The sequence below is a fragment of the Planotetraspora phitsanulokensis genome, assembly GCF_016863295.1.
GTDB classification, from domain to species: Bacteria; Actinomycetota; Actinomycetes; order Streptosporangiales; family Streptosporangiaceae; genus Planotetraspora; species Planotetraspora phitsanulokensis.
On the sequence record NZ_BOOP01000049.1, the window covers coordinates 19,437 to 44,921 of the forward strand.

The 25,485-nt window shown below is 68.0% G+C and carries 20 protein-coding genes; 9 read left to right on the plus strand and 11 right to left on the minus strand.

Going from position 1 to position 25,485, the window contains the following annotated elements:
• Positions 1-174: 174 nt before the first annotated feature.
• From Pph01_RS39545 to Pph01_RS39560, 4 genes are read right to left on the minus strand one after another with little or no spacing between them, the layout of a single operon-like run.
• Positions 175-2,112: a glycoside hydrolase family 127 protein gene (locus Pph01_RS39545; RefSeq protein WP_204078397.1), complete on the minus strand. Its 1,938-nt coding sequence runs from the start codon at positions 2,110-2,112 to the stop codon at positions 175-177.
• Positions 2,113-2,123: 11 nt separating this feature from the next.
• Positions 2,124-2,933 (minus strand): carbohydrate ABC transporter permease, encoded by an 810-nt coding sequence (locus Pph01_RS39550; protein ID WP_204078398.1) that lies wholly within the window; start codon positions 2,931-2,933, stop codon positions 2,124-2,126.
• Positions 2,930-3,850: a carbohydrate ABC transporter permease gene (locus tag Pph01_RS39555; RefSeq protein ID WP_239117351.1), complete on the minus strand. Its 921-nt coding sequence runs from the start codon at positions 3,848-3,850 to the stop codon at positions 2,930-2,932. Before Pph01_RS39555 ends, Pph01_RS39550 begins: the two co-directional genes overlap by 4 nt.
• A 41-nt stretch (positions 3,851-3,891) precedes the next feature.
• On the minus strand, positions 3,892-5,163 hold the full coding sequence (locus Pph01_RS39560; RefSeq protein WP_204078400.1) for a sugar ABC transporter substrate-binding protein: 1,272 nt from the start codon (positions 5,161-5,163) through the stop codon (positions 3,892-3,894).
• 229 nt (positions 5,164-5,392) lie between these two features.
• Here Pph01_RS39560 and Pph01_RS39565 point away from each other — a divergent pair, with 229 nt between their 5' ends.
• Together Pph01_RS39565 and Pph01_RS39570 are read left to right on the plus strand one after the other, a co-directional pair.
• Positions 5,393-6,436: a LacI family DNA-binding transcriptional regulator gene (locus Pph01_RS39565; RefSeq protein ID WP_204078401.1), complete on the plus strand. Its 1,044-nt coding sequence runs from the start codon at positions 5,393-5,395 to the stop codon at positions 6,434-6,436.
• Positions 6,437-6,540: 104 nt separating this feature from the next.
• On the plus strand, positions 6,541-7,575 hold the full coding sequence (locus tag Pph01_RS39570; protein WP_239117352.1) for a LacI family DNA-binding transcriptional regulator: 1,035 nt from the start codon (positions 6,541-6,543) through the stop codon (positions 7,573-7,575).
• Between the two features lie 65 nt (positions 7,576-7,640).
• Here the strand turns inward: Pph01_RS39570 and Pph01_RS39575 are convergent, their stop codons facing one another.
• The 5 genes from Pph01_RS39575 to Pph01_RS39595 all read right to left on the minus strand — a co-directional run bounded on the left by Pph01_RS39575 (position 7,641) and on the right by Pph01_RS39595 (position 13,534).
• Positions 7,641-8,711, minus strand: coding sequence for a LacI family DNA-binding transcriptional regulator (locus Pph01_RS39575; RefSeq protein WP_204078402.1), 1,071 nt, complete (start codon positions 8,709-8,711; stop codon positions 7,641-7,643).
• An 83-nt stretch (positions 8,712-8,794) separates the two neighbouring features.
• Positions 8,795-10,489, minus strand: a complete 1,695-nt coding sequence (locus Pph01_RS39580) for an amylo-alpha-1,6-glucosidase (protein ID WP_204078403.1) — start codon at positions 10,487-10,489, stop codon at positions 8,795-8,797.
• Positions 10,490-10,515: 26 nt separating this feature from the next.
• Positions 10,516-11,322: a carbohydrate ABC transporter permease gene (locus tag Pph01_RS39585; protein ID WP_204078404.1), complete on the minus strand. Its 807-nt coding sequence runs from the start codon at positions 11,320-11,322 to the stop codon at positions 10,516-10,518.
• A complete protein-coding gene (locus Pph01_RS39590; RefSeq protein WP_204078405.1) occupies positions 11,319-12,284 on the minus strand; it encodes a carbohydrate ABC transporter permease in 966 nt (321 codons plus the stop codon). Before Pph01_RS39590 ends, Pph01_RS39585 begins: the two co-directional genes overlap by 4 nt.
• A 5-nt stretch (positions 12,285-12,289) precedes the next feature.
• Entirely contained in the window at positions 12,290-13,534 is a 1,245-nt protein-coding gene (locus Pph01_RS39595) for a sugar ABC transporter substrate-binding protein (protein WP_204078406.1), read from the minus strand.
• A 282-nt stretch (positions 13,535-13,816) separates the two neighbouring features.
• On the opposite strand from Pph01_RS39595, the gene Pph01_RS39600 reads away from it, so the two are divergent.
• A complete protein-coding gene (locus Pph01_RS39600) occupies positions 13,817-14,833 on the plus strand; it encodes a LacI family DNA-binding transcriptional regulator (RefSeq protein ID WP_204078407.1) in 1,017 nt (338 codons plus the stop codon).
• Positions 14,834-15,368: 535 nt separating this feature from the next.
• Positions 15,369-17,420, plus strand: coding sequence for a CBM35 domain-containing protein (locus Pph01_RS39605; protein WP_204078408.1), 2,052 nt, complete (start codon positions 15,369-15,371; stop codon positions 17,418-17,420).
• 81 nt (positions 17,421-17,501) lie between these two features.
• Here Pph01_RS39605 and Pph01_RS39610 read toward each other — a convergent pair whose 3' ends face one another.
• Positions 17,502-17,723 (minus strand): putative antibiotic biosynthesis monooxygenase, encoded by a 222-nt coding sequence (locus tag Pph01_RS39610; RefSeq protein WP_204078409.1) that lies wholly within the window; start codon positions 17,721-17,723, stop codon positions 17,502-17,504.
• A 105-nt stretch (positions 17,724-17,828) separates the two neighbouring features.
• Here Pph01_RS39610 and Pph01_RS39615 point away from each other — a divergent pair, with 105 nt between their 5' ends.
• The 3 genes from Pph01_RS39615 (at position 17,829) to Pph01_RS39620 (ending at position 21,999) form a co-directional block, all read left to right on the plus strand.
• Entirely contained in the window at positions 17,829-18,725 is an 897-nt protein-coding gene (locus tag Pph01_RS39615; protein ID WP_204078410.1) for a LysR family transcriptional regulator, read from the plus strand.
• 109 nt (positions 18,726-18,834) lie between these two features.
• Positions 18,835-19,110 (plus strand): AfsR/SARP family transcriptional regulator, encoded by a 276-nt coding sequence (locus Pph01_RS43525; protein ID WP_275412932.1) that lies wholly within the window; start codon positions 18,835-18,837, stop codon positions 19,108-19,110.
• 24 nt (positions 19,111-19,134) lie between these two features.
• The gene (locus Pph01_RS39620) at positions 19,135-21,999 is read left to right on the plus strand and encodes an ATP-binding protein (protein WP_239117353.1); all 2,865 of its coding nucleotides are present in this window, start codon (positions 19,135-19,137) and stop codon (positions 21,997-21,999) included.
• Here the strand turns inward: Pph01_RS39620 and Pph01_RS39625 are convergent.
• Positions 21,996-22,445, minus strand: a complete 450-nt coding sequence (locus Pph01_RS39625; RefSeq protein ID WP_204078411.1) for an SRPBCC family protein — start codon at positions 22,443-22,445, stop codon at positions 21,996-21,998. The genes Pph01_RS39620 and Pph01_RS39625 overlap by 4 nt on opposite strands.
• 376 nt (positions 22,446-22,821) lie before the next feature.
• Between Pph01_RS39625 and Pph01_RS39630 the strand changes: the two genes are divergently transcribed.
• Both Pph01_RS39630 and Pph01_RS39635 read left to right on the plus strand, forming a co-directional pair.
• Positions 22,822-24,351, plus strand: a complete 1,530-nt coding sequence (locus Pph01_RS39630) for an alpha-N-arabinofuranosidase (protein WP_204078412.1) — start codon at positions 22,822-22,824, stop codon at positions 24,349-24,351.
• Between the two features lie 110 nt (positions 24,352-24,461).
• Positions 24,462-25,460, plus strand: a complete 999-nt coding sequence (locus Pph01_RS39635) for a LacI family DNA-binding transcriptional regulator (RefSeq protein ID WP_204078413.1) — start codon at positions 24,462-24,464, stop codon at positions 25,458-25,460.
• The last annotated feature ends 25 nt before the right edge of the window (positions 25,461-25,485 follow it).

Below are 25,485 nucleotides of genomic sequence, written 5' to 3' on the forward strand. Positions count from 1 at the left end.
GCAGGGTCGGCTGGGCATAGGCAGCGCGGCCTGTTAGCGTTAACAAGCGAGTTCGGCAGGCTGCGTTCGTCTGTCGTCGGTACAGGTCAGTTCTCCGCTGGGGCGGGGACGGTGGCGGGCCGGCCCGTGAAGCCCTGGCGCGTGGTGCGAGAGCGACGGACGGTCCGTCGCCGGTCACCGGTCCTGTGGTGCGAGCGGGATCCAGACCCTCATCGCTCCGGCGGCCCTGTTGGCCCACAGGAAGTAGGGAATCGCCGGCATGGCGGTCGGCGGCGTCGCCGCCGGTGTGGCGGCGTCGAGCGGTAGGTACAGCTCGTCGTCGGCACTGGACTGCGCGCGTACCGGGGTCAGCAACATCACAGGCGCGATCGGGTGAGCGCCGGTGATGACGCCGATCGGCCCCCGGGCGTCCAGTTCCAGATCTTCAAGGACGATGCCGTCCAGTTCACCGGGCAGGTCGGCCTGTTCCAGGCAGTACACGAGCGGGCCACGGGTGAGTGCGACGCTGCCGCGTACCGCGTCGACGCGGTGATGGGCGGCGAGCAGTCGCGGCGGCATGGCCAGGACGAGTTCGACGCGGTCACCGGGCAGCCAGGTGCGGGTCAGCCCAAGGTAGCCCTGGTGACGGACGGCGGTGTCGACCGGTTCGCCGTTGACCGTCAGTTGGGCGTCGGCGCACCAGGCGGGCACACGCAGGGTCAGGGTCCACGGCGCCTCTGTGGTCTCGGTGACAGAGATGGTGACGGTCTCCTCCCACGGATAGGCGGTGGCGACCTCGATGGTGTGCCCACCGGCCGTCACCGTGCCCGGCGCGTACAGGTGCACCTGAAGGCCGCCGGGGTCGCCAGTGGCCGTGTAGGTGTGCAGGGATGCCATCAGCCTGGCGAGGTTGGGCGGGCAACATGCGCACGAGTACCAGGACAGCCGCCGGCCGGGGGCGTCCTCGTCGTCGCCGTCGTGGCCGGTGCGGAGCTGCAACGGGTTGGAATAGAAGAAGGCGGTGCCGTCGAGAGCCGTGCTGGCGGCGATCCCGTTGTAGAGGAGCCGCTCCATCTCGTCGGCGTAGCGGGACCGCCCGGTCGCCAGGAGCAGCCGCCATGCCCAGTGGAAACCGCCGATGGCGGCGCAGGTCTCGGCGTAGGCACGGTCGGGCGGTAGCTCGTATGGGGCGCCGAATGCCTCGTCACGGTGGCGTGAGCCCTGCCCGCCGGTCAGGTAGGTCTTGGCGGCGATCGCCGACTCCCACAGCCGTTCGGCGGCGTTCAGCAGCGCGGAGTCACCGGTCTCGACGGCCACGTCCACGGCGCCGGCCGCCAGGTAGACCTGGCGCACGACGTGGCCCGTTACCTCGGTGGCGTCACGGACAGGCTGGTGGTCCTGGTAGTAGTGGCGCTGCCGGAAGCGGCTGTCGGGGCCGAGCAGGCCGTGTCCGCGCAGGCCTACGAAGCGTGCGGCGAGATCGAGGTAGGGCCGGTGGCCGGTGACCCGGTAGAGCTCGACGAGCGCGGTCTCGACCTCGGGGTGCCCGTCGAGCGCGTCCACGCCGCCTGTGCCGAACCGCCGTACCAGCAGATCGGCGAAGCGGCGCGCCACCGTGAGAATCTGCTGGACCGCCGGGGTGTCCGAGGCGCTGCGTGCGGCGGCTACGGCGGCCTGGATGAGGTGGCCGGCGGTGTACATCTCGTGACTGGACGGCAGTTCGGCCCACTGCCGGTCGCGATGGTCGACCTGGTAGTACGAATTCAGGTAGCCGTCGAAGTCTTGGGCCTTCTCCAGCAGTTGGGCGGTGTCGGCGACGAACGCCGAGGATCCGCCGGAGCGGGCGCGTTCCCACAGCGCCGCCTCGAGCGTCTTGTAGACGTCTGTGTCGGCGAACCACATGCCGGCGAAGTCACCTGCGAAGTCACCGGTGACACGGCGGAGGTTGTCGAGATTGCCCTGCGTGTGAAGCCGGCTGATGCAGTGCGGCAAGGTGGCATCGGCGTTGCGGATCTGCCAGCCGCCGAGCAGTCCGTCCGCGCTGAGGCGCACGGCGTGGGCGGGCAGCGGCCTGAGCGAGGAGATCGCCTGGGAGGTGGGCAGGGTGGGACCGTACGAAACAGAGTGGGGCATGCAGGGGTTCCTCAGTCCTTGACGGCACCGGCGGTCACGCCGGCGGCCACATACCGCTGAGCCACGATGAGCAGCAGCGTCGCGGGGATGGACGCGACCACGGCGGTCGCCATGATGGCGTTCCATTCCTGGTTGTTGTTGCCGATGTAGCGGTAGATGCCGAGCGTGATCGGCTGCTGGGCTCCGCCGCCGTCGAGGGTCGTGGCGAAGACGAAATCCGACCACGCCCACAGGAAGGCGAACAGGCTGACGGTCACGACGGCGTTGCGGCTCACCGGGAGGATCACCGACCAGAACGTACGGAACGCTCCGGCTCCGTCGATCTTCGCCGCCGCGGCCAATTCCGCTGGGATTCCGGACATGAACGCCGTGAAGATGAGCACACCGAACGGGACCGCGATGGTGGAGTCGGCCAGTACCAGGCCCGCGGAGCTGTTGAGCACCCCGAGCTTGAGGTAGATGGCGTAGAAGCCCATCGCCATGATGACACCGGGGATCATCTGGGCGACCAGCAGCACGAAGCTCAGCGTGCCTGCCCCGCGCGGGCGTAGCTTGGCCAGGGAGTAGCCGGCCGGCGCCGACACGATGACGGTGAGCGCGACGGTGCCGAGCCCGATGAGCAGGCTGTTGCCCAGGAAGGGCAGTTGCTGATCGAGCACCGCGCGGTAGCCGTCGAAGGTTCCGCGCAGCGGGAAGAGGTGTGGCGGGTCCGCACGCATGTCGGTGTCCTTGGTGAAGGACACGTTGATCATCCAGTAGACCGGAAACAACATGATCGCGGTCAGCCCGACGCCGACGGCCGTCTTCAGGGAGCGCTTCATCGCAGAGTCCTCCGCTGCATGCGGATGTAGAGCAACCCGAAGACCATGGCGAGGATGATCAGCAGGTTGCCGACCGCGGCACCCGGGCCGAAGGACGGCAACAGGTTGCCGAAACCGAGCCGGTACGACCAGGTGGCGAGGGTCGTGGAGCCATCGGCCGGGCCGCCCCTCGTCATGATCCAGATGATGTCGAAGACCTTGAGCGTATAGATCAGACCGAGCAACAGCGTGATCGCCGACACCGGGCGCAGCAGGGGGAAGGTCACCCGCCAGAACGTGCTCCAGTGCGTGGCACCGTCGAGCGCCGCGGCCTCGTAGATCTCCGACGGGATGGACTGCAGGCCGCTGTAGAGCACGACCAGGTTGAACGGGATGCCGATCCAGATGTTGGCGATGGTGACCGACGCCAGCGACCAGTCCGGCGAGGTCAGCCAGTTGACGGGGCCGATGCCGAACACGCCCAGGGCGGTGTTGACGATCCCGGAGTCGCTGTTGAGCATCCAGGACCACGTCGAAGCCGAGACGATGAGGGGCAGCAGCCACGGGACGAGGAACAGCGCGCGCAGCGTGGCCGACAGACGGAAGTGCTGGTGAAAGAAGATCGCCAGAGCCATGCCGATGGAGAACTGGAAGACCAGCGAGACTCCCGTGAACACCGCGGTGTGGGTCAACGCCGGCCAGAAGGTCGGGCTGTCGAACACGGTGCGGTAGTTGTCCAGTCCGCTGAACGGCGCGCCACCCTGCACGAAGGAGCGGACCGTGTACCGGTGCAGGCTCAGGTCGAGGTTGCGGTAAAGCGGATAGGCGTAGAACGCGATCAGGTAGACGACGACCGGGGCGAGGAAGGCCCAAGCGGTCCACTGCCCGCTCGACCGGGCTCGGGATGTTCGCCCGAAACCGGCCTCCGTCTCCGGCACGGCCGGAACGGAGGCACGGGTTGTGACGTGGGGCGCCATGGTCACTTGGTCGCAGCGGCGGCCGTGGCTTGGGCGGCGCCGAACGCGTCCTGCGGGGACTTCGCTCCGCTCAAAGCCGCCTGGAAACCGGTCCACATCGGCTCGGAGATCTTCGGGTACTTGGTGCCGAGGTTGTCGCTGGTGCGGCCCTTGGCCGCCTTGACGGCCTCGACCCAGACCTTCAGTTCGGAGTTGTCCGCCACCTGCTTGGCCTGCACGGTGTCGGTCGCCGCGATGTAGGACAGGGTCGTGTCCGTGGTGTAGGCGTTGTCGGCGTTGGTCAGACAGGCGATCAGCTTTTGGCTGGTGGCGTAGCGGCCGGTGTCGGTCTGCACCGGCGCGGTGACGAACTCACCGCCCGTGGGCGCCGGCGCGGTGCCGCCGGAGGAGGACGGAATCGGGATGATGCCGTACTCGAAGCCGGCCTTCTTCGCGTTCGCCAGTTGCCACGTACCGTTCTCGGCGAACGCGAACTGCCCGGTGGCGAACTCCTGCCAGCTCGTGGTCTGGGTGTTGTTGATGACCGAGTTCGGCGCGTAGCCGTTCTTGAGCCAGTCCGTCCACAGCTGCAACGCGGAGACGCCCTGCGCCGAGTCGAGCTGGGTCAGGTTCGCGCCGGCGCCCCAGAACCAGGGCAGGAACTGGAAGCTCCCCTCCTCGGTGCCGATCGCCGAGAAGGTGATGCCCTTCTTGCCGGCGGCCTTGACCTTCGCCAGCGCGGCGGTGAGCGACGTCCAGTCCTTGATTTCCGCCGGGTCGACTCCTGCCGTGGTCAGCACAGCCTTGTTGTAGTAGAGGGCGAGGGTGTTGGCGCCGATCGGGATGCCGTACGTCTTGCCGTCGAGCTGGCCGGCAGCGAGCAGGTTCGGTTCCACCGCAGAGGTGTCGATCTTCATCTCGTCGGTGGTCGTGAGCACCCCCGCGTCGGCGAGGGTGGACACCACGGGGTTGTCGACGATGAGCACGTCCGGCGAGTTGCCCTGCTGGGCGGCGAGGAGAGCCTTGTTGGTCAGATCCGTGGTGTCGTAGCCGGTGCGCTTGATCGTGACGCCGACGTCGGTGCCGCACTTCTGCAGCAACTTCACCCAATCGGCGCTGTCGTCGAACTGCGGGTACGGGTCCCAGATCGCGTAGGTGCCGCTCGAACCCGAGGAGCCGGAGCCCGACCCTGTGGGCGACCCCGTGCCCGTAGAGCACGCGGCGGCGAGGCAGGCCGACAGTGCGATGGCCGCACCCGTGTAGGTGCGGCGACGCGTGGCATTCCAGGAAGTCATGGCGATCCCTTTGAACGGGGGGTTAGCTATTGGGATTGCGGATCGAGGGTCGTGGTGCCCGGCCCTTCGCGGCGGACGACTTCGGCCTGAACGGAGGTCTGGGGGAACCATCGGTCGTAGATCGGAAAATCAGGAAAACGGTTGCCCTGACGCTAGGCAGCACCTTGCGTGCATGTCAATACCTAGTTACAGTCCCATTAACTGGAAGCTTGAGTGCCATCAGGAAACTATGGAGGAAACACTGGGCAACAACGTTCGCCCCTCCACGATCAGCGAGGTGGCCGCACTGGCCGGGGTCTCCACAGGAACCGCGTCCAAGGCGCTCAACGGTCGCGGCAGCCTGCGGCCCGAGACCCGTCTGCGCGTGCAGCAGGCCGCCGAGCAGCTCGGGTTCGTCGCCAACGCGGCCGCACGCAGCCTGCACAGCGGGCGCACCTACACGGTGGGCATGATCACGACCGACAGCATCGGGCGGTTCAGCATCCCGCTGATGATCGGCGCCGAGGATGCACTCGGCGCCGGGCAGATGTCGGTTTTTCTGTGCGACGCCAGAGACGACCCGATCCGCGAGCAGTACTACGTCCGGACCCTCCTCAGCCGGAAAGTCGACGGGATCATCGTGACGGGCCGGCGTACCCAGGCCCGCACGCCGATCAGCGCGGACCTCCCGGTGCCTGTGGTGTACGCATTCATCAGTTCCTCGGACCCGCAGGACTGCTCGGTCGTCCCGGACGAAGCCGATGGCGCACGCCGCGCCATACAGCACCTCCTCGCAATCGGTCGCCGCCGAATCGTCCACGTCACCGGCCCCGAACACCACCATTCGGTAACGGTCCGCGCCACCGCGGCCGCGGAGACTCTGGCCGCAGAGGGGCTCGAGCCTGCGTCCACGACCCTGTACGGCGAGTGGAGCGAGGCTTGGGGTCGCCAGGCGGCAGGAATCCTGCTTTCCACTGGAGCCGACATCGACGCCGTTTTCTGCGGTAGTGACCAGATCGCCCGCGGCGTGGCAGAGGGCCTGCGCGAGGCCGGCCGGGACATCCCCCGCGACGTCGCCCTGGTCGGCTTCGACAACTGGGACGTCATGGTTCAGGGCAGCAGACCCGCGCTGACCAGCATCGACATGGACCTGGAAGGAATCGGCCGTACGGCCGCCGAGCTACTCCTGGCGGCCGTGAACGGTGACCCGGTACACGGCCAACGGGCCCTTCCCTGCCGTCTCGTCCCGCGCGCCTCCACCGCTGTGCCGGCCGATCCAGGTCCCCGCAAGTGAACTTCACGATGCTGTTGGAACAGGCACTGCCGTCCGGCGCCCGTCGACCGCCGACTTGCCGAAGCCCCGCTGGATAGCACCGACCGTTGAAATGGAGAACTGCCATGGCAGTTGCGGGAAACGGCCGGGCGGTGGTGATGACCGACGTCGCCCGGTTGGCCGGCGTGTCATCCCAGACGGTGTCGCGGGTGCTCAACGAACATCCACGCGTGAGCCCCGCCACCCGGGAGCGTGTGTTGGCGGCGGTTCGCCAGCTCAACTACCACCCCAACGCGCTGGCGCGGGGCCTGGCCGGGGGCCGCTCGCGGGTCGTCGGCGTGATCAGCTTCAACGCGGACCTGTACGGCCCGGCGGCGACCCTACTGGGCATCGAGCGCGCTGCCCATGCCGCCGGCTACGGGTTGAGCATCGCCACGGTGGAGCGCGTCGATTACCACGGCGTACTGTCGGCATGCGGAAGGCTGGCCGACCAGTCAGTCGACGGGGTGATCGTCATCACACCACAGACAACGGCCACCGCAGCACTACACCGATTACCTCGGGGCATGGCCGCCGTCGCAGTCTCTCCAGACCCCCGCACACCGATACCGGCGATCTCGGTGGACCAGGTCGCCGGCGCCCGGCTGGCGGTCACACACCTGCTGGAACTGGGGCACCGCAACGTGTGGCACGTCACCGGAACCGACGACTCGCTCGAGGCGCAAGGACGAGTCGAAGGTTGGCGTGCCACCCTCGAGCAGGCTGGCATCACCTCACCGCCTCTGATTCGCGGAGACTGGAGCGCGCGTTCCGGTTACCAGGCCGGCCTGCGACTTGCCGGACGCAAGGACGTGACAGCGGTCTTCGCGGGCAACGACCAGTTGGCGCTGGGCATGTTGCGCGCCTTCGCCGAGCGCGGAGTTCGCGTACCCGAGGATGTCAGCGTCGTCGGGTTCGACGACATCCCCGAGGCTGAATACCTCGTACCTCCCCTGACCACCATCCGGCAGGACTTCGGCGAGGTCGGCCGCCGCTGCATGGCCGCACTCTTGCCACGCATGCGGGCCGATCTTCCGGCAGGCACAACGCACCCGGCACAGGACCCGACCATTCAGCCCACCCTCATCGTGCGCCGCACTTCCACGACGCCGCCCAGATAGGACCACAAGACGAAACGTCCGCGAGAGGGCGCCGGCGTGATGTGGCGCCCGCAGCTCCCGGCGCTTCAGCTGGTCGAACACTCAGCATGGCTGCCCTGGGAAGGCAAGGCTGGATCACTCTCGGCTCGTTGGACCGGAGGAGCCGTGCTGGAGCGTAAGGAGATCGGTGGCGCCAGGAGGACGTGGCGCTCCGGCGCGGCGGGCGAGGAGATTCGCTCGGCAAGAAGTTCCACAGCGCGGTCGGCCATGTCGGAGATGGGGACGTCGGCCGCGGTCAGGGGTGGGTGGAACTCCTCGGCCCAGTGCCGTCCGACCACCCCGGTGATGGAGATCTGGCCGGGTACTGCCCGGCCGAGGCGGCGTAGCGCGCGTTCCATGCCGGGCAATGCGGCCTCGTTGGCGGTGACGATACCTGTGATCGCGGGGTGGGCGGCGAGGAGGTTCTCCACGCAGGCCTCGCCGGCCATCGCGTCATCGGAGCAGCAGATCGCCGTCGCGGTGAGGGAGCGCGCGGCTGCGGCGGCGGTGAATCCGTCCAGGGCGCGGCGGGCCGGGCCGTAGCCGGAGTCCAGGAACTCCTGCGGTCGGTTGATGAGGGCGATCGCGCGGTGCCCGAGGTCTGCCAGGTGGTGCACGCAGTTCCCGACGAGCCCCTCATAGTCCAGGTCCACCCAGCAGCCGGTCCCGGCGTCGGCGGTGTGGCCGATCGCCACGAACGGTAGGCCGGACTCACGCAGCCTGGCTGCCCGCGCGTCTTGCAATCGGACCTCCATGAGGATCACTCCGTCGACGCGGCGGCCGCTGATGATCCGCTCGAACGAGCGGTCGTGCTCACCGCCGCTGGGAGACAGCAGCACATCCAATTCGTGAAGACTGGCTGCCGCGACGACGCCGGCGACGAACCCCAGCTGGATGGGGGTGAGGGAACGTCCCGCAGGGGGGATCACCAGGGCGATGGTACGGGTACGCCCCTCGGCCAGGGCTCGGGCGCTGGCGTTGGGGCGATAACCGGCCTCGTCGATGACCCGCAGAATGCGCCGACGCGTTGCTTCGGAGACCGTGCGCTTGCCACTGAGGGCGTACGACACGGTGCTGCGCGACACACCCGCCCGCTTGGCGATCTCCCCGATGTTCACTCATTCCCCCGTGCAACCGGCCCATCGTCGCAGGCGCGCTCGAACCGATTCGACACCAGGCTAGGCGGGCCTGACCTCTCGTGTCAAAGCCCCTGTCGGCGCCGCCCCTCCTGGGCGGCGGAGAGCACGAGATAGGCGCTGGCCGTCCAGGTGTAGGCACGGTCGCGTAATCCTTCTCCCGTGCGGGCGTCGAAGTTCTCCGCGAAACCGGAGCTCTCGCACAACGCGCGGAAGCGCGCACTGATCTCGTCGGCCAGGTCGGTGTACCCAGCACGCCGAAGGCCGTCCTCGATCAGAACGGTCGAGGGTGCCCAGATCGGCCCGCGCCAGTAGCCGTCGTCCTGGTACTGCTCAGAGGTGGGCGACTCGGTGGCGGGCCCGAACGCGGTCAGATGCTTCTCGATCTTTGCGGCCAACGTCGCACGAATCGATTCGGGGAGTTCCTCCCCCAGAACGATCGGCATGAGGTCGAGCAGGCTGGAACTGGACCAGGTTCGTCCCGAACGTGCGCCCCGGGCGACGAATCGGTCCCCCGCCCACAGCTCAGCGAGCAGCGCGTCTCGCATCCGGTCGGCCGCGGCCGACCAGCCGGCCGCCGCATCAGGATTGGAGAGTCCGGTGGCCAGACGGGCGAGCGCGCGCATCTGGAGCACGAGAAAGGCGGCCAGGTCAGCGGTCTCGACGACGCGCTCAGGGTCGAAGGTGGTGGCGTTGTCCCAACCACTGTCGTTGCCGTGCTGGTAATGCGCCAGTTCCCTGCCGGGAGCGCGCCGGGCGGTCAGCCAGAACATGGTCCAGCGCTCCAGCAGCCGGTATGTCTCGGCCAGCTCGCCCTTCGGCACCGGGGGCATGTGCCGGAGGGCCCAGCCATGGATCGGCGGCTTGACGAAGTTGTAGAGGATCTCGGAATGGGTGACGGAGTCAGGCAGCGCCCCGGCGACGTCTTGGTGGTCGAAGGGCAGCCGAAATTGGTCCCAGGCCAGATCGGGCAGGCCGCCGGACAGGGCGATGGCGTTGAAGCAGTGGTCCCAGCTCCAGACCTTGTCCATCCAGTGCTTGGACATGAGCACGGCGGGCCGGGTGACGAACCCGGCTGGGCGGACCGTGGCCGACCACAGCACGTAGGCGGCCAACTCGGCGGCAGGCGTACGATCGCTGCGCCAGGGCGCCACCGCCGCGGCGAACGCGTCGAATTCGGCCCGCGCCGCCTTGGCCACCTGCTCGAAGGTATCTGCACTGGCGTAGGGGTCGCGGGCGGCCTCGTATTCCTCGATGGCGATCTCCCAATCGCCGCTCAGGACGACGCCGCGCTCGGCGGCGCCAAGCGTCTGCGCGTTGAGCTGCTCGGTGATCTGCCCGTAGATCAGGGTGATGCGGTAGCGGCGCCCGGTCTGGTAAACGGTGAAGACGAATGATCCGTCGGCGGGATCCTGGTAAAAGTAGGGGCCGCTGAACGGGGTCAGGATGGGATCAGCGGCTAGCAGACGGAGGCCGAGGCGGTGGCCGCGCAGCCGTACGGTGTCGGGGGTTTCGTAGGCGAGATCGATCCGGCCGCCCTCGCAGCTCCAGGTGAGCTGGTGCGGTGTGGCGGTGATGTCGGTCTCCGCGGTGGGGATCAGCCGCAGAATCGGGTGCATGCCGGTTTGGTGTGAGACCAGGTGCACGTCCTGGGCGTAGGTCTTCTCGGCCACCACGGGTGAGAAGTCGAACCAGGATCCGTGGAAGCTGAACGGGATTTCCCGCAGAGAGAACACCGGGCCTGACGCGGCGACGGTCATGAAAGTGAGGGTCCCTTCTCGGAAGGTCAGTCCTTGACGGCGCCCGCGGTGACACCGGCGGCCACGTAGCGCTGGGCGATGATGAGCAGAATGGTGGCCGGGACGGAGGCGATCACGGCGGTGGCCATGATGGCGTTCCACTGCTGGTTGTTGTTGCCGATGTAGTGGTAGATGCCGAGTGTGATCGGCTGGTGGTCACCGCCCTGGTCGAGAGTGCTGGCGAAGACGAAGTCCGACCAGGCCCACAGGAACGCGAACAGCGACACAGTGATGATCGAGTTGCGGCTGACGGGCAGCACGATGGACCAGAAGGTGCGGAAAGTGCCGGCGCCGTCGGTGCGGGCGGCCTGGAGCAGCTCCTCGGGAATGCCGGACATGAACGCGGTGAAGATCAGCACCGCGAACGGCACGGCGAGCGTGGAGTCCGCCACTATCAGCCCGGGGATCGTGTTGAGCACCCCTGTGCTGAGGAAGATGGCGTAGAACCCCATCGCCATGATGATCCCGGGGATCATCTGTGCGATCAGCAGCACGAAGCTCAGCACCCCACCGCCGCGCGGGCGCAGCTTGGCCAGGGAGTACGCGGCCGGTGCCGATACCAGCAGGGTCAGCGCCACCGTGCCCAGCCCGACGACCAAGCTCGCGCCCAGGTAGGGCAGTTGCTGGTCCAGGACCGCCCGGTATCCCTCCAGCGTGCCGTTGACAGGAAACCAGCTCGGCGGGCTCTTGCGCATGTCGGTTTCCCGGGTGAACGACACGTTGATCATCCAGTAGACCGGGAACAGCATCACGCCGGTCAGCACCAACCCGATCGCGGTCTTCCAGTACCTCATGTATGGGCCTGCCTTCGCTGCACGCGGATGTAGATCAGCCCGAAGATCAGGGCCATCACGATCAGCAGGTTGCCCACCGCCGCGCCGGGCCCGAAGGAGGGCACCAGGTTCCCGAAGCCCAATCGGTAAGACCAGGTGGCGAACGTGGTGGAGGAGCCGCTCGGGCCACCCTTCGTCATGATCCAGATGAGGTCGAAGACCTTCAGCGTGTAGACCAGCCCGAGCAGCAGCGTGATCGCCGACACCGGCCGCAGGAGCGGGAAGGTGACCTTCCAGAACCGCTGCCAGCCACCTGCCCCGTCCAGCGCGGCGGCTTCGTAGATGGCCGGTGAGATCCCCTGCAGGCCGGAGTACAGCACCACCAGGTTGAACGGGATGCCGATCCAGATGTTGGCGATGGTCACCGACCACAACGACCAGTCCGGCGAGGTCAGCCAGTTCACCGGGTCGATCCCGAACGCGCCCAGCACCACGTTGATGACGCCGGAGTCGCTGTTGAGCATCCACGACCAGGTCGAGGCCGACACGATCAACGGCAACAGCCAGGGCACCAGGAACAGCGCCCGCAACGTGGCCGACAGCCGGAAGTTCCGGCTGAAGAACACCGCCAGAGCGAGCCCGATCCCGAACTGGAAGGCCAGTGACACCACCGTGAACACCACCGTGTGCCACAGGGCGGGCCCGAACGTCGCATCGCCGAAGATCTTGACGTAGTTGGCGAACCCGGTGAACGGCGCATCGCCCTGCACGAACGAACGCACCGTGTAGTTGCGCAGGCTCAGTTCGACGTTGCGATACAGCGGATAGGCGTAGAACACCAGCAAGTAGACGGCGACCGGGGCCAGAAACGCCCACGCCGCCCACTGCCCGGACCGGGTTCGCGCCGCCACTCGGTGGCCTCGCCCCTCCAAGGGGGCGAGACCACCGGCGGGACGGACCTTCGTCTGTGTTACTCGACTCATGCTTCCTACTGGATGGCGCTCGCCGCCGCGGACTGCGCGGCCGCCATCGCCTCCTGCGGCGACTTCGATCCGCTCAGCGCCGCCTGCACCCCACCCCACATCGGTTCAGAGATCTTCGGGTACTTGGTGCCGAGGTCGTCGCTGGTGCGGCCCTTGGCCGCCTTCACCGCGTCCACCCACACCTTCAGGTCGGGAGTGGCCGCCACCTGCTTGGCCTGCACCGCCTCAGTGGGCGCGATGTAGGAGAGGGTGGTCGTGGTGGTGAGAGAGTTGTCGGGGCTGGTCAGACACGTCACGAGCTTCTGGGAGGTCGCGTAGCGGGCGGCGTCCTGCTGGACGGGGATGCTGACGAACTCACCACCGGTGGGAGCCGGCGCGGTCCCGCCACCTTTGCCAGGCACCGGAATGATCCCGTACTCGAAGCCGGCCTTCTTGGCGTTGGCCAGCTGCCACGTGCCGTTCTCAGCGAAGGCGAAATCGCCGCTGGCGAACTCCTGCCAGCTGGTCGTCTGCGTATTGTTGATCACAGAGTTGGGGGCGTACCCCTTTTCCAGCCAGTCGCTCCACAGCGCCACGGCCGACACGCCCTCGGCCGAGTCGAGCTTGGTGAGCTGCGCGCCGGAACCCCAGAACCAGGGCAGGAACTGGAAGCTGCCCTCCTCGGTGCCGATCGCCGAGAACGTGATTCCCTTCTTGCCCGCGCCCTTGACCTTCTCCAGGGCCGCGGTCAGCGACGTCCAGTCCTTGACCGACGCGATGTCCACTCCGGCCTTCTCCAGGACCCCCTTGTTGTAGTACAGGGCCAGGGTGTTGGCGCCGATCGGGACGCCGTACGTCTTACCGCCGCTCTGTCCCGCGGCCAGAAGGTTCGGTGCGATCGCCGAGATGTCGAGCTTGTTCTCCTCGGTCGTTGTCAAGACGCCGGCCTCGGCCAGCGTCGAGACCACCGGATTGTCCACTATGAGCACATCCGGCGAGTTGCCCTGCTGGGCCGCAAGCAAGGCCTTATTCGTCAGATCGCTCGTGTCATAGCTGGTGCGCTCGACCTTCACCCCGGCCTGAGTGCCGCATGCCTCCAGCAGCTTCACCCATTCAGAGCTCTTGTCATACTGCGGGTACGGGTCCCAGATGGCATAGGTCCCACCCCCCGCGGCCTGGCTCGCGCTCGACGAGCTCCCACTGCCGGACGTTGACGAGCAGGCGACCAGACCGCCCGCGGTCGCCAGAACCGCCAGACTCACACCGGCCACGCGCCGGCTCCTTGCCGCTGATCTCACTGGGTCTGACCTCCGCTGACAGGCGTTACGCGGCTGTTTTCGATCTAGGTCGAACCGATTCGGCGAACCGGTTCGACCGAACATAGGCCTGGTTCGTCGCACGAGTCAATGGGAAGGGACTTCCGGTTGCCGAAATGTCGCCGCAGGCGTGCACCCCGCGACACATCCTCGTTACGGAATCCAGTGCCGCGGCGTGCCCTGAACCGATTCGACCTACGATGGTCGCGGACCGGCGGATTCGGATGGGGAGTGCGGGTGAACATCGGGGAGATCGCCAGGCGGGCGGGTGTGGCGCGTAGCACCGTCTCCTACGCCCTGACCGGCAAGCGCCCGGTGTCGGAGGAGACCCGACAGCGCATCCAGGCGGTCATCGAGGAGCTGAACTACCGGCCCAATGCCGCCGCTCGGGCACTGAAGGAGGGCAGGACCCGCACGATCGGCCTGGTCATCCCTCCGGCCAGCCGGCGCCTGACCGACATGCAGCTGGGCTTCGTGGCCACGGTCGTCGACGCCGCCGCCCGCGCCGACCTGGACGTTCTGCTGTCACCGTCGGGTGGTGAGCACGAGCGCTCATTCGAGCGCGTCGTCACGGGCCGACGCGTGGACGGCGTCATTCTCATGGAGATCAGGCTGGAGGACGATCGCGTCACCCGCCTACGGCAGAGTGGGCTGCCGTTCGTCGGAATCGGCCGCACCAGCCATCCCGAGGACATGACGTGGGTGGACGTCGACTACGAGACGCTCATCTCCCAGTGCGTGCACCACCTGGCCGACCTCGGCCATCGCAACATCGCGCTCGTCAACCGCTCCGCCGAGCTGGTCGCCGCGGGCTATGGTCCCGGCCATCGCGCCCAGGCCGGCTTCACGCGAGCCGTCGCCCAACGTGACCTGCACGGCGTCCACGCCTGCTGTGCCGACGACGCCCAGGCCGGGCTGTCCTGCGTCGAACGGCTCCTCGCCGAACATCCCGAACTGACGGCCATCGCCACCATCAACGAGACCGCCATCACCGGCATGTACCGCGCACTGGCCCAGGCGGGCCTAGCCGTCCCCAAGGACTTCTCCATCGCCGGCGTCGCCGCGCAAAACTTGGCCGAGAACCTGGACCCACCGCTCACCTCCGCCGACGTTCCCACCATCGAGCTCGGCGCTCGCGCCGTCGAGTTGCTCATCCAGCGCATCGCCGATCCCGGCAGTCCGCACCGCCACCTCCTGGCCGCCCCGCCCATCTCCCTTCGCGGCACCACAGGACCGGCGAGACCCCGCGCCTGACCCCGGCTCCTCCCCCGTCGAGCCCTCCTCGAACAACAGCACTGGATCTCCAGGCCCTGCACGGCTTCTGGGTCCACGGTGTCGCATGACGGCTGCATGGCGAGGACGTATCGCGGACATTTCCGGCTCTTGACCATCCCGTCGGCACGCGCTTATGGTCCAGTCGAACCGATTCGCCGAATCGATTCGACCTAACCGCACCCCCGAACGGGAAAGGCGCATGGTCACACCCTTGTCTCGGCGGGCACGCAGGATCGTGCCGCACGCCGTCCTCGCCTCCGCACTCGCGCTGACCGTGACCCCGCCGGCCGCGATGTGGGTTGGCCCCTCCACGAAAGAAGGAAGAATGTCAGCTCATCCAAAACGCTTAGTCACAATTAGGCGTCCCGACGGCACAGCCGCGGTACACGGCCAGGGCCGAGGCCTGAACGGCAGAAAGCTGCTCGCAGCCCTTGGGGCGCTGTTCGCTAGCGCTGCCTTGCTGGTCAGCGGCCAGCAGCCCGCCACGGCAGACTCGAACGTCAGCTCTGCCAGCGTGAAAGAACTGACCGTCGATCTGTCCGCAAAGACGAAGCGGTCCGAAGGGGTGGGTCTTGGCATTCTCTATGGCATCACGCAGGACGGGTTACAACCGTCCGACGAATACCTCGACCCGCTGACGATTAACGCCTACCGCAGCGGCGGCTGGTATGCGGGCGGCTGGATCAAGGACAAGTACACCTTCGGACCGGGCACCCAAGCCAACATCGATGCGGTCATCGCCGAGGCGAAGCGATTGCAGCGCCCGCCCCGTCACAAGGTCGAGTACCAGGTCTTGCTCAGTGATGTGTTCGGTTCGACCGGCGGGGCTCCGGCGAACACCCTGTGGCCGTGCACCGACGGCGACTGCAGCAACTGGATCACGTTCATCGACGCGACCGTGGCCCGGCTCCAGGCTTCCCGCCAGGACTTCACCTACGAGATCTGGAACGAGCCCGACCTCAGCATCTTCTGGAAACCGGGCGTCAACACGGCACAGTACTTCCAAATGTGGGACAGCGCCTACCGCGAGATCCGGCGCATCGCCCCGGCTGCGAAAATCGCCGGTCCTTCGTTCGCCTACACCCCTGAGCGACGGCCCGCGCAATGGCAGGCCTTCCTGGCCCACGTCAAGGCCGCGAACACTGTCCCGGACGAGATCACCAACCACGATGAGGGGACCGTGGACGACCCGGTCACCGTCGGCCAGTCCCTGGCGGACGCACTCGACGCCAACGGGATCCCCCAACGGCCCCTGTCGGCTAACGAGTACCAGCCCGCGGATCGGCAGACCGCCGGAGATACCGCCTGGTACAACGCCCGGCTGGCTCAGTCGAACTATGCCAACGCCATGCGCGGAAACTGGAGTTGCTGCACCATTCCGAACCTGACCGGGCTGCTCACCAAGACCCCGAGCGGATGGGCGCCCAACGGAAACTGGTGGGCGATGCGAACCTATGCCGACCTGACCGGGACGCTGGTCTCCACCTCCGAACAAGTCGGGTCGACCGCGATTTCCGCGTCCGCGGACCCCGCGAAGAAGCGCGCTGTGGCGCTGCTCGGTGACATTCAGGGCGCATACGTCGGGCCGATGGCCGTAACGTTCAAGGGGCTGTCCTCGACGCCGTGGCTGGTCCGCGATGGCCTCGTGCACGCCACTGTCTACAGAATCCCTGACAAGGCGCCCCTGTACACGCGCCAGGTTGCCTTCAGCCAAGACGTCAAGGTCCAGAACGATGCCATCACAGTGCCTTTCGACCTCGAGTCGCAGCACGACGCCTACGGCGTCTATCTGTCCTGGACCGAACCACAGGCGATCTCCCTCGACGCCCCGACCGCCGTGCAGCCTGGGAGCACCTACACAGTCCCGGTGACGTTCACCAACGGCGGTGCCCAGATGGATCGCGACGTCCGAACGAGTCTTGCCGCCTACACCCCGCCCGGCGAGCCGGCCCCCGGATTCACCATCACCTGCGCGGACAATGGCGCGCCGGCGTGCCCAAGCGTGCCCAAGTTGGCCTCCGGCCAGAGCACTGTTGTGCAGTACACGATGACGACCTCTGCCGATCTACCCAAAGGCAACTACCGGTTCACGGCGGCCGCGACGACGAAGTCAGAAGGGCAGGACATCTCCGTGAAGAACTCTGTTGACGCGTTGCTGCAATGTGGGGTCGGGGACGTCTGCGAGGCTGAGGACGGAGCTCTATCCGGCGGAGCGTGCCTGGCCACGGACCATCCCGGGTATACGGGATCGGGCTTCGTCGCATGCTTCACCTCACGAGGGCCGAGCGTGACTCAGCGGATCGTGGCCCAGGATGCGGGCACATACTCACTGGACCTCCGCTACGCGGCCGGCCCTGACGGTCCGGCCAGCACCCGGAGCGCGTCGGTGTCGGTGAACGGCGGAGATTCTCACCAAATTCCACTCCCGCTCACTGGCAGCTGGAATACCTGGAGCGACGCGACCATTCCGGTGCAGTTGGTGGCAGGCGTCAACACGATTAGCGTCAGCTACGGTTCTGGTGACGCCGGGTGGTTCAACCTCGACCACATGGTCGCCAACAAGTAGCGCGGTGACCGCATTCTTGGTCATATCTTGAGGCAGCCTCATCCGGCAACCAGTTACATCGGTGGCGGATGGGGCTGTCCTTCACCGATGCGATCCTGCGATGAAGGCGGCCAGCCGTGCGCGCAGCCGCTGCAGTGGCGGCAGCAGCCCGTAGACGACGATCGGCACCACCAGCGTGGCAATGATCAGCGGCCGCAGGTACGGCGGAACACCCTCCAAGAAGCGGCCGAGCACGAGCTGTAGGACGGTGAGGGTGGGCAGAACGGCGATCCAGACCATCAGCGCCTGGTGGTGACGGGACATGAGCTGTCTCCTTCGGAGGTGCATCTTGCGTGCGTCTCAAAGCCTGCCTCCCGACGAATTAGAAGTCCAAGATATGATTCATAGGCGTCTCGATAAGGAGAGCTTATGGAGCTTCGCCAGCTGAGGTACGTCGTGGCCGTGGCGGAGGAAGGCAGCTTCACCCGCGCCGCGGCCCGCGTCCACGTCGCCCAGCCCGCCATCAGCCAGCAGATCGCCCAGCTCGAACGCGAGCTCGGTGAGCGGCTCTTCGACCGGACCGAGCGCAAGGTCAGCCTCACTCCGGCCGGGGAGGCCTTCCTCCCCCACGCCCGCGCCGCGCTCCAGTCGACCGCCGCCGGCCGCGACGCGGTCACCTTGCTGCGGGGCGTCCTGGCCGGACGCCTGGCCGTGGGCACCGTCCCCGCTCCCCCCGCGACGCTGCTCGACCAACTCGCGCGGTTCCAGCGCCACTACCCTCAGGTACGCCTCACCCTGCGCACCGGCGACCCCGAGAAACTCGTCGAGCAGGTGATCGCCGGCAACCTCGACACCGCTCTCATCGGCACCTCAGGCCCCCGCCTGCCGGCCGGGCCGGCCGGGCAGCGGCTACCCACCACACTGGGCGCCCGCGAATTCGGCGAGGAGCCCCTTGTGGTCGCGACCGCCCCCGGCCACCCGCTGGCGGCCAACGCCGAAGTCACCCTCGCCGACCTGCGCGAGGAGGCGCTCGTCACGCTCACCCCCGGCACCGGACTGCGCGCGGCGTTGGAGAACGCATGCGCCGAGGCGGGTCTCGCTCCCGACATACGGGCCGAGACCGACGACCTCTCGCTGCTGGCCCCGTTGGTCGAGCACGGCTTCGGCATCGCCCTCATGCCCCGGTCGGCCGCTTGGCGCCTCGGCCTGGGGCTGGTCACGCTCCCCCTACGCCACGCCGCACTGGGCCGCGCTCTGACGCTGGTCTGGCGGCGTGACGGCGTCACCGCGCAGGCCCGGGCGTTCCTCGAAATGGACCTTGAATAGGTTGATGGGCGCACCGTCGCAGCGCGGCGGGCGATCCGGCACTGCGGCTCCGTCTGGTGCATGAACATGTTCTTTTCGTGCACTTACGGCCGCGCATAAGGTGACGAGCATGCGCTTTGGGGTGCTGGGACCGCTGGCCGTGTGGACCAGCGACGGAGATGCCGTCACCATCCCCGGCCTCAAGGTCAGGGCCCTCCTCGTGGACCTGCTCGTCCACGAGGGCCATCCGGTGTCCATGGACCGGCTGGTCGACGACCTATGGGGGAACGAGCCGCCGGGCAATCCCGCGGGTGCGCTCCAGGTGCGCGTCTCACAACTGCGCAAGGCGCTGGAGGACGCCGAACCCGGCGGGAAGAACCTGGTCGTCTCCCGCGCCCCGGGCTAGCTGCTGCGCCCCGACGACGGGGCCGTGGACGCCACACACTTCACCGCGCTGCTGGCGCGGGCCGAGGCAGCCGGCAGCCCCAGCACCAAGGCGGGGCTTCTGGGCGACGCGCTGGCGTTGTGGCGCGGGCCGGCGTTCGCGGACTTCGCGGACGAGGAGTACACCAGGTCGGCGATCCTCCGGCTGGAGGAACAGCGGTTGTCGGCGCTGGAGCAGCACGCCGAGGCGCGGCTGGAGCTGGGCGAGCACGGGCTGCTCGTGGGCGAGCTGGGCGATCTGGTGGCCAGGCATCCGCTCAGGGAGCGACTGCGGGCCGTGCACATGCGGGCCCTGTACCGGGCCGGTCGCCAGAGCGAGGCCCTGGCCGGATACAGCGAGCTGCGCGACCGGCTGGCCGACGAGCTCGGCCTCGACCCAGGACCGGAGCTGGTCGCGCTCCATCAGGCGATACTCGGGCAAGACCCGGCGCTGAGTGTGCCCGCCGAACGTCCTGTGACGAACCTGCCCGCCTCCGTCAGCAAGCTGATCGGCAGACAGGAGGCCCTGGCCGATGTGTGCGCGCTGGTCGGGGACGAGCGACTGGTGACGCTCACCGGCAGCGGCGGGGTCGGCAAGACCCGGCTGGCGCTAGAGGCCGCGAACCGGCTGGTTAGCGGGTTCGCGGACGGGGCCTGGTTCGTCGCCCTGGACCAGGGGTCCCGTTCCCCGGCCGAGGCCGTCATGGCAGCCTTGGACATCCGTGAGGACGCCGCTCCCAAGACCACGGGCATAGGGGACGAGGCCGACAGCGCGCTGGCGCGTCAGCTGGCCGCCGCGCTCAAGCCCCGTCGGATGTTGCTGGTGCTGGACAACTGCGAGCACGTGGTCGACCAGGTCGCCGAGCTGGCCGAGTTGCTTCTGCGGTCCTGCCCTGACCTGCGGATCCTGGCGACGAGCAGGGAGCCGGTGGCCGTGGCCGGCGAGGTGTTGTGGAGCGTGCCGCCGCTCGACGTGCCCACCGCCGCCGACCTGGCGACCATGGCCAGGTCCGACGCCGTCAAGTTGTTCGTGATCCGGGCCGCCGCCTCCGTCCGTGGCTTCGCTCTGGACGCATCCAACGCCCTGGCCATCGCGCAGTTGTGCAGGCGGCTCGACGGCATCCCGCTGGCGCTGGAGCTGGCCGCGACGCGGGTGAGGGCGCTCGGCGTGCAGGGCGTGGTGGGCAGGCTGGACGACAGGTTCCGGCTGCTGGCCGCCGGTCAGCGCGGCGCCCCGGCCCGACAGCAGACGCTGACCGCGGTGATCGACTGGAGCTGGGACCTGCTGTCCGACGACGAACGCCGCGTCCTGCGCCGCCTGGCCGTCCACGTCGACGGGTGCACGCTGGAGGCCGCGGAATCCGTCTGCGCGGAAGCCGGTCTCGACGTGCTCGACCTGCTCGTACGTCTGGTCGACCGCTCGCTCGTGGTCGTCGCTGACGCCCCGGCCGGAGTCAGGTACCGGCTACTTGAATCGGTGTCGGAGTACTGCGTGGCCAGGTTGTCCGACGCCGGCGAACTCGGTCGGGTACGCCTCGCACACCTGCGCCACTACCTGGCCCTGGCCGTACAGGCCGAACCGGGACTGTACGGACACGAGCAGCGCGACTGGCTGCTGCGCCTGGACGCGGAGGTCGCGAACATGCGGGCGGCACTCGACACGGCGGCCTCTCACCGGGACGGCGAGAGCGCGGCGCGGCTGGCGAATGCGCTGGCCTGGTGGTGGGTCCTGCGCGGCAGGCTGGCCGAGGGCAGGCGGTTCCTGGCGACGGCGCTGGCCATTGAGGGGGAGACCACTTCCGCCCGGGCCAGGGCGGCGGCATGGGAGGCCGGGTTCGCGCTCATGCTGGGCGAGGACGTCGAGTGGGCGGCGGCGGTCGAAGCGATCGAGGACCCGGGTGAGAGGGCCAGGGCCCAGTTGTTCGTTGCCCTGAACATCAGGGACATGGGGACCGGGCAGGAGCTGGCCGACAAGGCGCTGGCGACGTTCAGGGCCGTCGGGGACCGGTGGGGCGTTGCCGTCGTGCTCAGCAGGCAGGCCAGGGACGCGTTCACGCAGCGGGACGTCGTGGCGCTGGAGCGGGACGGTGAGGAGAGCGCGCGGCTGTTCACCGAGTTGGGCGACCGCTGGGGACTGCTGCGGGCCACGGAGTGGCTCGCAGGGCTGGCCGAGATGGCCGGCGACTCCGAGCGGGCCAAGCGGCTGTTCGGCGAGGGACTGCGAATGGCCGAGGACCTGGGGTTGTGGCCGGAGGTCGCCAAACGAATCGCCTGGCTGGGCTGGATGGCGATGCAGACCACCGACTACGACCGTGCCATTGAGTTCTGCGAGCGCGCCATGAAGCTGGCCATCGGGCAGGGTTACAAAGAAGGCGAAACCATGGCCGAGATGGGCCTCGCCTTCTCCGCGCGCCGGGCCGGGCGGCTGGACCTGGCCGAGAAGCACCTGAGCCACCTGCTCGAAGGGGTGCCGCGCGGCCCGGACATCGAGCCGGCCCTGCACCTGCCGTCCATACTCATCGAATTGGGACACCTCACCGAGCTGCGCGGCGACCCCGCCGCGGCCATGGACTTGCACAGGGAGGCGCTGGCCGCCGCCAGGAAGATCGGCGACCCCAGGACGGCGGCGTGGGCCGTTGAGGCCGCGGCCGCCGCCTCGGGTCCGACCGAGCAGGCCGCCAGGCTGCTGGGGCTGGCGGCCACGGCCAGGGAACACAACCAGACTCCCGGGAGCCCGTCGGAGCTGAGCGAGATGGAGCGCGTGACAGCCCTGGTGCGCGACGCGCTCGGGGAGGAGGCGTTCAAGGCGGCATACGGGGAGGGTGCCACCCACAAGCTCGACGAGGCGCGCGAGCTGATGACGTGTCCTTAGTTCACCTGCTCGGCCAGGCGGTCGAAGAACTCGATCCAACCCGCCCTGGCCTGCTCGGCGTGCTCCTCGTCGGTGTTGACGCCGTACTGATGGAAGCGCATCTCCGTCCGGTCGCCGCCGTCCACCGGCGTGAAGTCGATCGTCACCACGGACGCCGGCCCCTCGCCGGGACTGTCGGGGTCGCCGGTGGTGAAGACGAGCCGCCCAGGCCCCTCCACCTCCCGGTACGTCCCGCCGAGCGTCACTTCGAACCCCTCCTCTCCCACCAGAACGACCTGCCAGATCCCGCCAGGCCGGGTGTCCAGAGTGATCCGGCCCACCGGGGTAGCCAGCATCCGGGGCCCGAACCACCGCGAGAAGCGCTCGGGCTCGGTCCAGGCGGCCCAGACCAGCTCGCGGCGGGCGTTGAAAACGCGGGTGATGTCATATTCGGCGGTCTGGGTCATCGTTCTGCCTTTCGTGCTCGGGTTCGATGACTCCAAGGTGCCGGGCCGCACTTAAGACTTCCTTCTTGTGGCCTTACGGCCCGTGCAGGCTGTGCTTATAGGGGGCCAGACCACGTAAGCGCGAAAACGGCACCGGGCTGGCGGTCCTTGCGGCGCATCTCCTGCGCGACCTCACGTGATGCGAAGCCGAGGACACCTCCATTGACCGGCGCGTGAGGTTCAGTCGACCGCTGATGGGGTGTTGACACTGGGCTGTTGATCGATAAGGTTGGCTCACTTTATCGATCAATGGATCGATAAAGTGAGGTACATCACATCTTCGTCGAAGCGTGGGCAGCGGCATGAGGGCTCTCCACTGAACGCAAGGTATGCATAGATGACCGATCAGGCTGTGCCCGCCATCATCAACCTCGACGTCCCGGGCCCGGTGATCAGCCGGCATCTGTACGGGCATTTCGCCGAGCACCTGGGCCGCTGCATCTACGACGGCTTCTACGTCGGCGAGGACAGCGACATCCCCAACGCGGGCGGCATCCGACTGGATGTCGTGGAGGCGCTGCGAGCTCTGAACATCCCGAACCTGCGCTGGCCCGGCGGCTGCTTCGCCGACGAGTACCACTGGATGGACGGCATCGGTCCCAGAGACCGGCGCCCGGCCATGGTCAACACCCACTGGGGCAACGTCGAGGAGAACAACCACTTCGGCACGCATGAGTTCATGGCACTGTGCGAGCTACTCGGCGCGGAGCCGTACATCAGCGGAAACGTCGGCTCCGGCACGGTCAGGGAGATGAGCGACTGGGTGGAGTACCTCACCCGCGAAGGCGACTCGCCGATGGTACGCCTGCGCAAGGCCAACGGCCGGGAGGAGCCGTGGCGGGTGCGTTTCTGGGGGTTGGGCAACGAGGCGTGGGGCTGCGGCGGTCACATGTCGGCGGAGCAGTACGCGGCCGAGGCACGCAGATTCGGCACCTACTGCCGCGACCACGGCGAAAACAAGCTCTACCGCATCGCCGCCGGCGCCAACTCCGACGACTACGCCTGGACGGAGACGCTGATGAAGCAGCTCGGCGGCCTGGGCTGCGCGTACCGGCCCGCCGCGTTCATGCAGGCGCTTTCGATGCACTACTACACGATCCCCGGCACCTGGCAGGACAAGGGCGACGCCACGGTGTTCGACACCGGCGACTACTACCGCACCATGGTCCAGGCCGCGCGTGTCGACGAGCTGATCACCGGCCACTCCGCCGTCATGGACTGCTACGACCCCGGCAGGAACGTGGGTCTGGTGCTGGACGAGTGGGGTACCTGGTGGAACGTCGAGCCGGGCACCAACCCCGGCTTCCTCTACCAACAGAACACGCTCCGCGACGCGCTGGTCGCGAGCGTGCACTTCGACGTCTTCCACCGGCACGCGGACCGCCTCGTGATGGCCAACATCGCCCAGACCGTGAACGTGCTCCAGGCCATGATCCTCACCGACCCAGGCTCCGGCGCGCTCGTCCTGACCCCCACCTACCACGTGTTCGAGATGAACAAGGGACACCAGGACGCCGCCTTGCTGCGGATCGACCTCCCGGCTGGAGTCCCCGACCGAGCAGTCGAGTCGGTACGGCTGCCGACCGTCTCGATGTCGGCCAGCCGCAAGGACGGCCGAGTGCTCATCTCGCTGTCCAACCTGGACGCGGCCGAGACCGCCGACATCGAGCTGGACCTGCGCGGCGGTGCCCTGACCGATGTCCGTTCCCGGATCCTCACTTCCGGCGGGCTGCAGGACCACAACACCCCCGAGGTGCCGGGCATCGTCGCTCCACGCGTCCACGAGCAGGTCAAGGAGACCGCCTCCGGGCTGCGGGTGCACCTGCCCGTCCACTCCTTCGTGACAGTGGAGGGACGGCTGGCGTGATCGCGGTGCCGCCCGCGCAGGTCGGGCCGCGATAAACTCGGCGCGGCGACGGCCCCGGACAGCTTCGGCCGGCCGGAGTCACGTCCTACCAGCAGAACGCGGGGCACGGCATGGTGACCATGGAAGACGTCGCCCGGCTGGCCGGGGTGTCGAAGATGACCGTCTCCAATGTGGTCAACAACCGTGACGGCGTCGGCGACCTCGTCCGTCAGCGGGTGCTGGAGGCCATCCGCCAATCGGGCTACCGCGTCAACGTCTCCGCCCGCACCCTGAGGTCTGGACGGACCGGTGTCATCGGCTTGGCCGTACCTGACATCGAACTCCCCTACTTCGGCCACCTCGCCGCCCATGTGATCGAAGCGGCCGGGCGGCAGGGGTTCCACGTCGCGATCGAACAGACCGGCGCGGCGGCAGCCGGGGAAGCCGACGCGATAGCCCACTCCCGCACGCTGCACTTCGACGGCCTGATCCTCAGCGCCGTCGAACTGGACCGGCTGGACGAACATCCCGCCGAAGCCGGCTATCCCCTCGTCATGCTCGGCGAGCAGGACTTCGGCGGCCGCTTCGACCACGTCGCCATGCCCAACGAGGAAGGCACCAAAGCCGCGACCACCCACCTGGCCGACCGAGGGTGCCGCCGGATCGCGATCGTCACCGGCAGAGCGTCCGATGACGTCAACATGGTGACACGCCGCCACTACGGCTATCTCGCCGCGCTCGCCGAGCGAGGCATAGGCGTCGATCCGGCTCTGGTCTTCTCCCTGGACGACGCGAGCATGGAAGCCGGCCGCGAGGCGGCCTGCCGCTTGGTCGACTCCGGCCACGAGATCGACGGTGTGGTCGCGGTGACCGACACCGTCGCGCTCGGCGTCCTCCGCGGCTTGGCCGACCGCGGTCTACGCGTTCCCGAGGACGTCCGTCTCATCGGGTTCGACGACATCCCCGAATCCGGATTCACCGTGCCCTCACTGTCCACGGTGGCACCTGATCATCGATGGATGGCGGAACGGGCGGTCGAGCTGGTGGCTCAGCGCATCCGCGCCCCCCTTCGCCCGACCGCCCAGTACGTCGCCCCCTTCGAGCTCGTGATTCGTGAATCGACGCGCTGAACAGCGCCGTGCGCGTCCGTCCGTC

Coding starts and splice junctions, on each gene's coding strand:
- Pph01_RS39545 (WP_204078397.1), bottom strand. CDS start 2,112: ATGCCCCACTCTGTTTCGTACGGTCCCACCCTGCCCACCTCCCAGGCG.
- Pph01_RS39590 (WP_204078405.1), bottom strand. CDS start 12,284: ATGAGTCGAGTAACACAGACGAAGGTCCGTCCCGCCGGTGGTCTCGCC.
- Pph01_RS39580 (WP_204078403.1), bottom strand. CDS start 10,489: ATGACCGTCGCCGCGTCAGGCCCGGTGTTCTCTCTGCGGGAAATCCCG.
- Pph01_RS39610 (WP_204078409.1), bottom strand. CDS start 17,723: ATGTCCCGTCACCACCAGGCGCTGATGGTCTGGATCGCCGTTCTGCCC.
- Pph01_RS43525 (WP_275412932.1), top strand. CDS start 18,835: ATGCGCTTTGGGGTGCTGGGACCGCTGGCCGTGTGGACCAGCGACGGA.
- Pph01_RS39615 (WP_204078410.1), top strand. CDS start 17,829: ATGGAGCTTCGCCAGCTGAGGTACGTCGTGGCCGTGGCGGAGGAAGGC.
- Pph01_RS39570 (WP_239117352.1), top strand. CDS start 6,541: ATGGCAGTTGCGGGAAACGGCCGGGCGGTGGTGATGACCGACGTCGCC.
- Pph01_RS39625 (WP_204078411.1), bottom strand. CDS start 22,445: ATGACCCAGACCGCCGAATATGACATCACCCGCGTTTTCAACGCCCGC.
- Pph01_RS39550 (WP_204078398.1), bottom strand. CDS start 2,933: ATGAAGCGCTCCCTGAAGACGGCCGTCGGCGTCGGGCTGACCGCGATC.
- Pph01_RS39565 (WP_204078401.1), top strand. CDS start 5,393: ATGGAGGAAACACTGGGCAACAACGTTCGCCCCTCCACGATCAGCGAG.
- Pph01_RS39630 (WP_204078412.1), top strand. CDS start 22,822: ATGACCGATCAGGCTGTGCCCGCCATCATCAACCTCGACGTCCCGGGC.
- Pph01_RS39635 (WP_204078413.1), top strand. CDS start 24,462: ATGGTGACCATGGAAGACGTCGCCCGGCTGGCCGGGGTGTCGAAGATG.
- Pph01_RS39585 (WP_204078404.1), bottom strand. CDS start 11,322: ATGAGGTACTGGAAGACCGCGATCGGGTTGGTGCTGACCGGCGTGATG.
- Pph01_RS39560 (WP_204078400.1), bottom strand. CDS start 5,163: ATGACTTCCTGGAATGCCACGCGTCGCCGCACCTACACGGGTGCGGCC.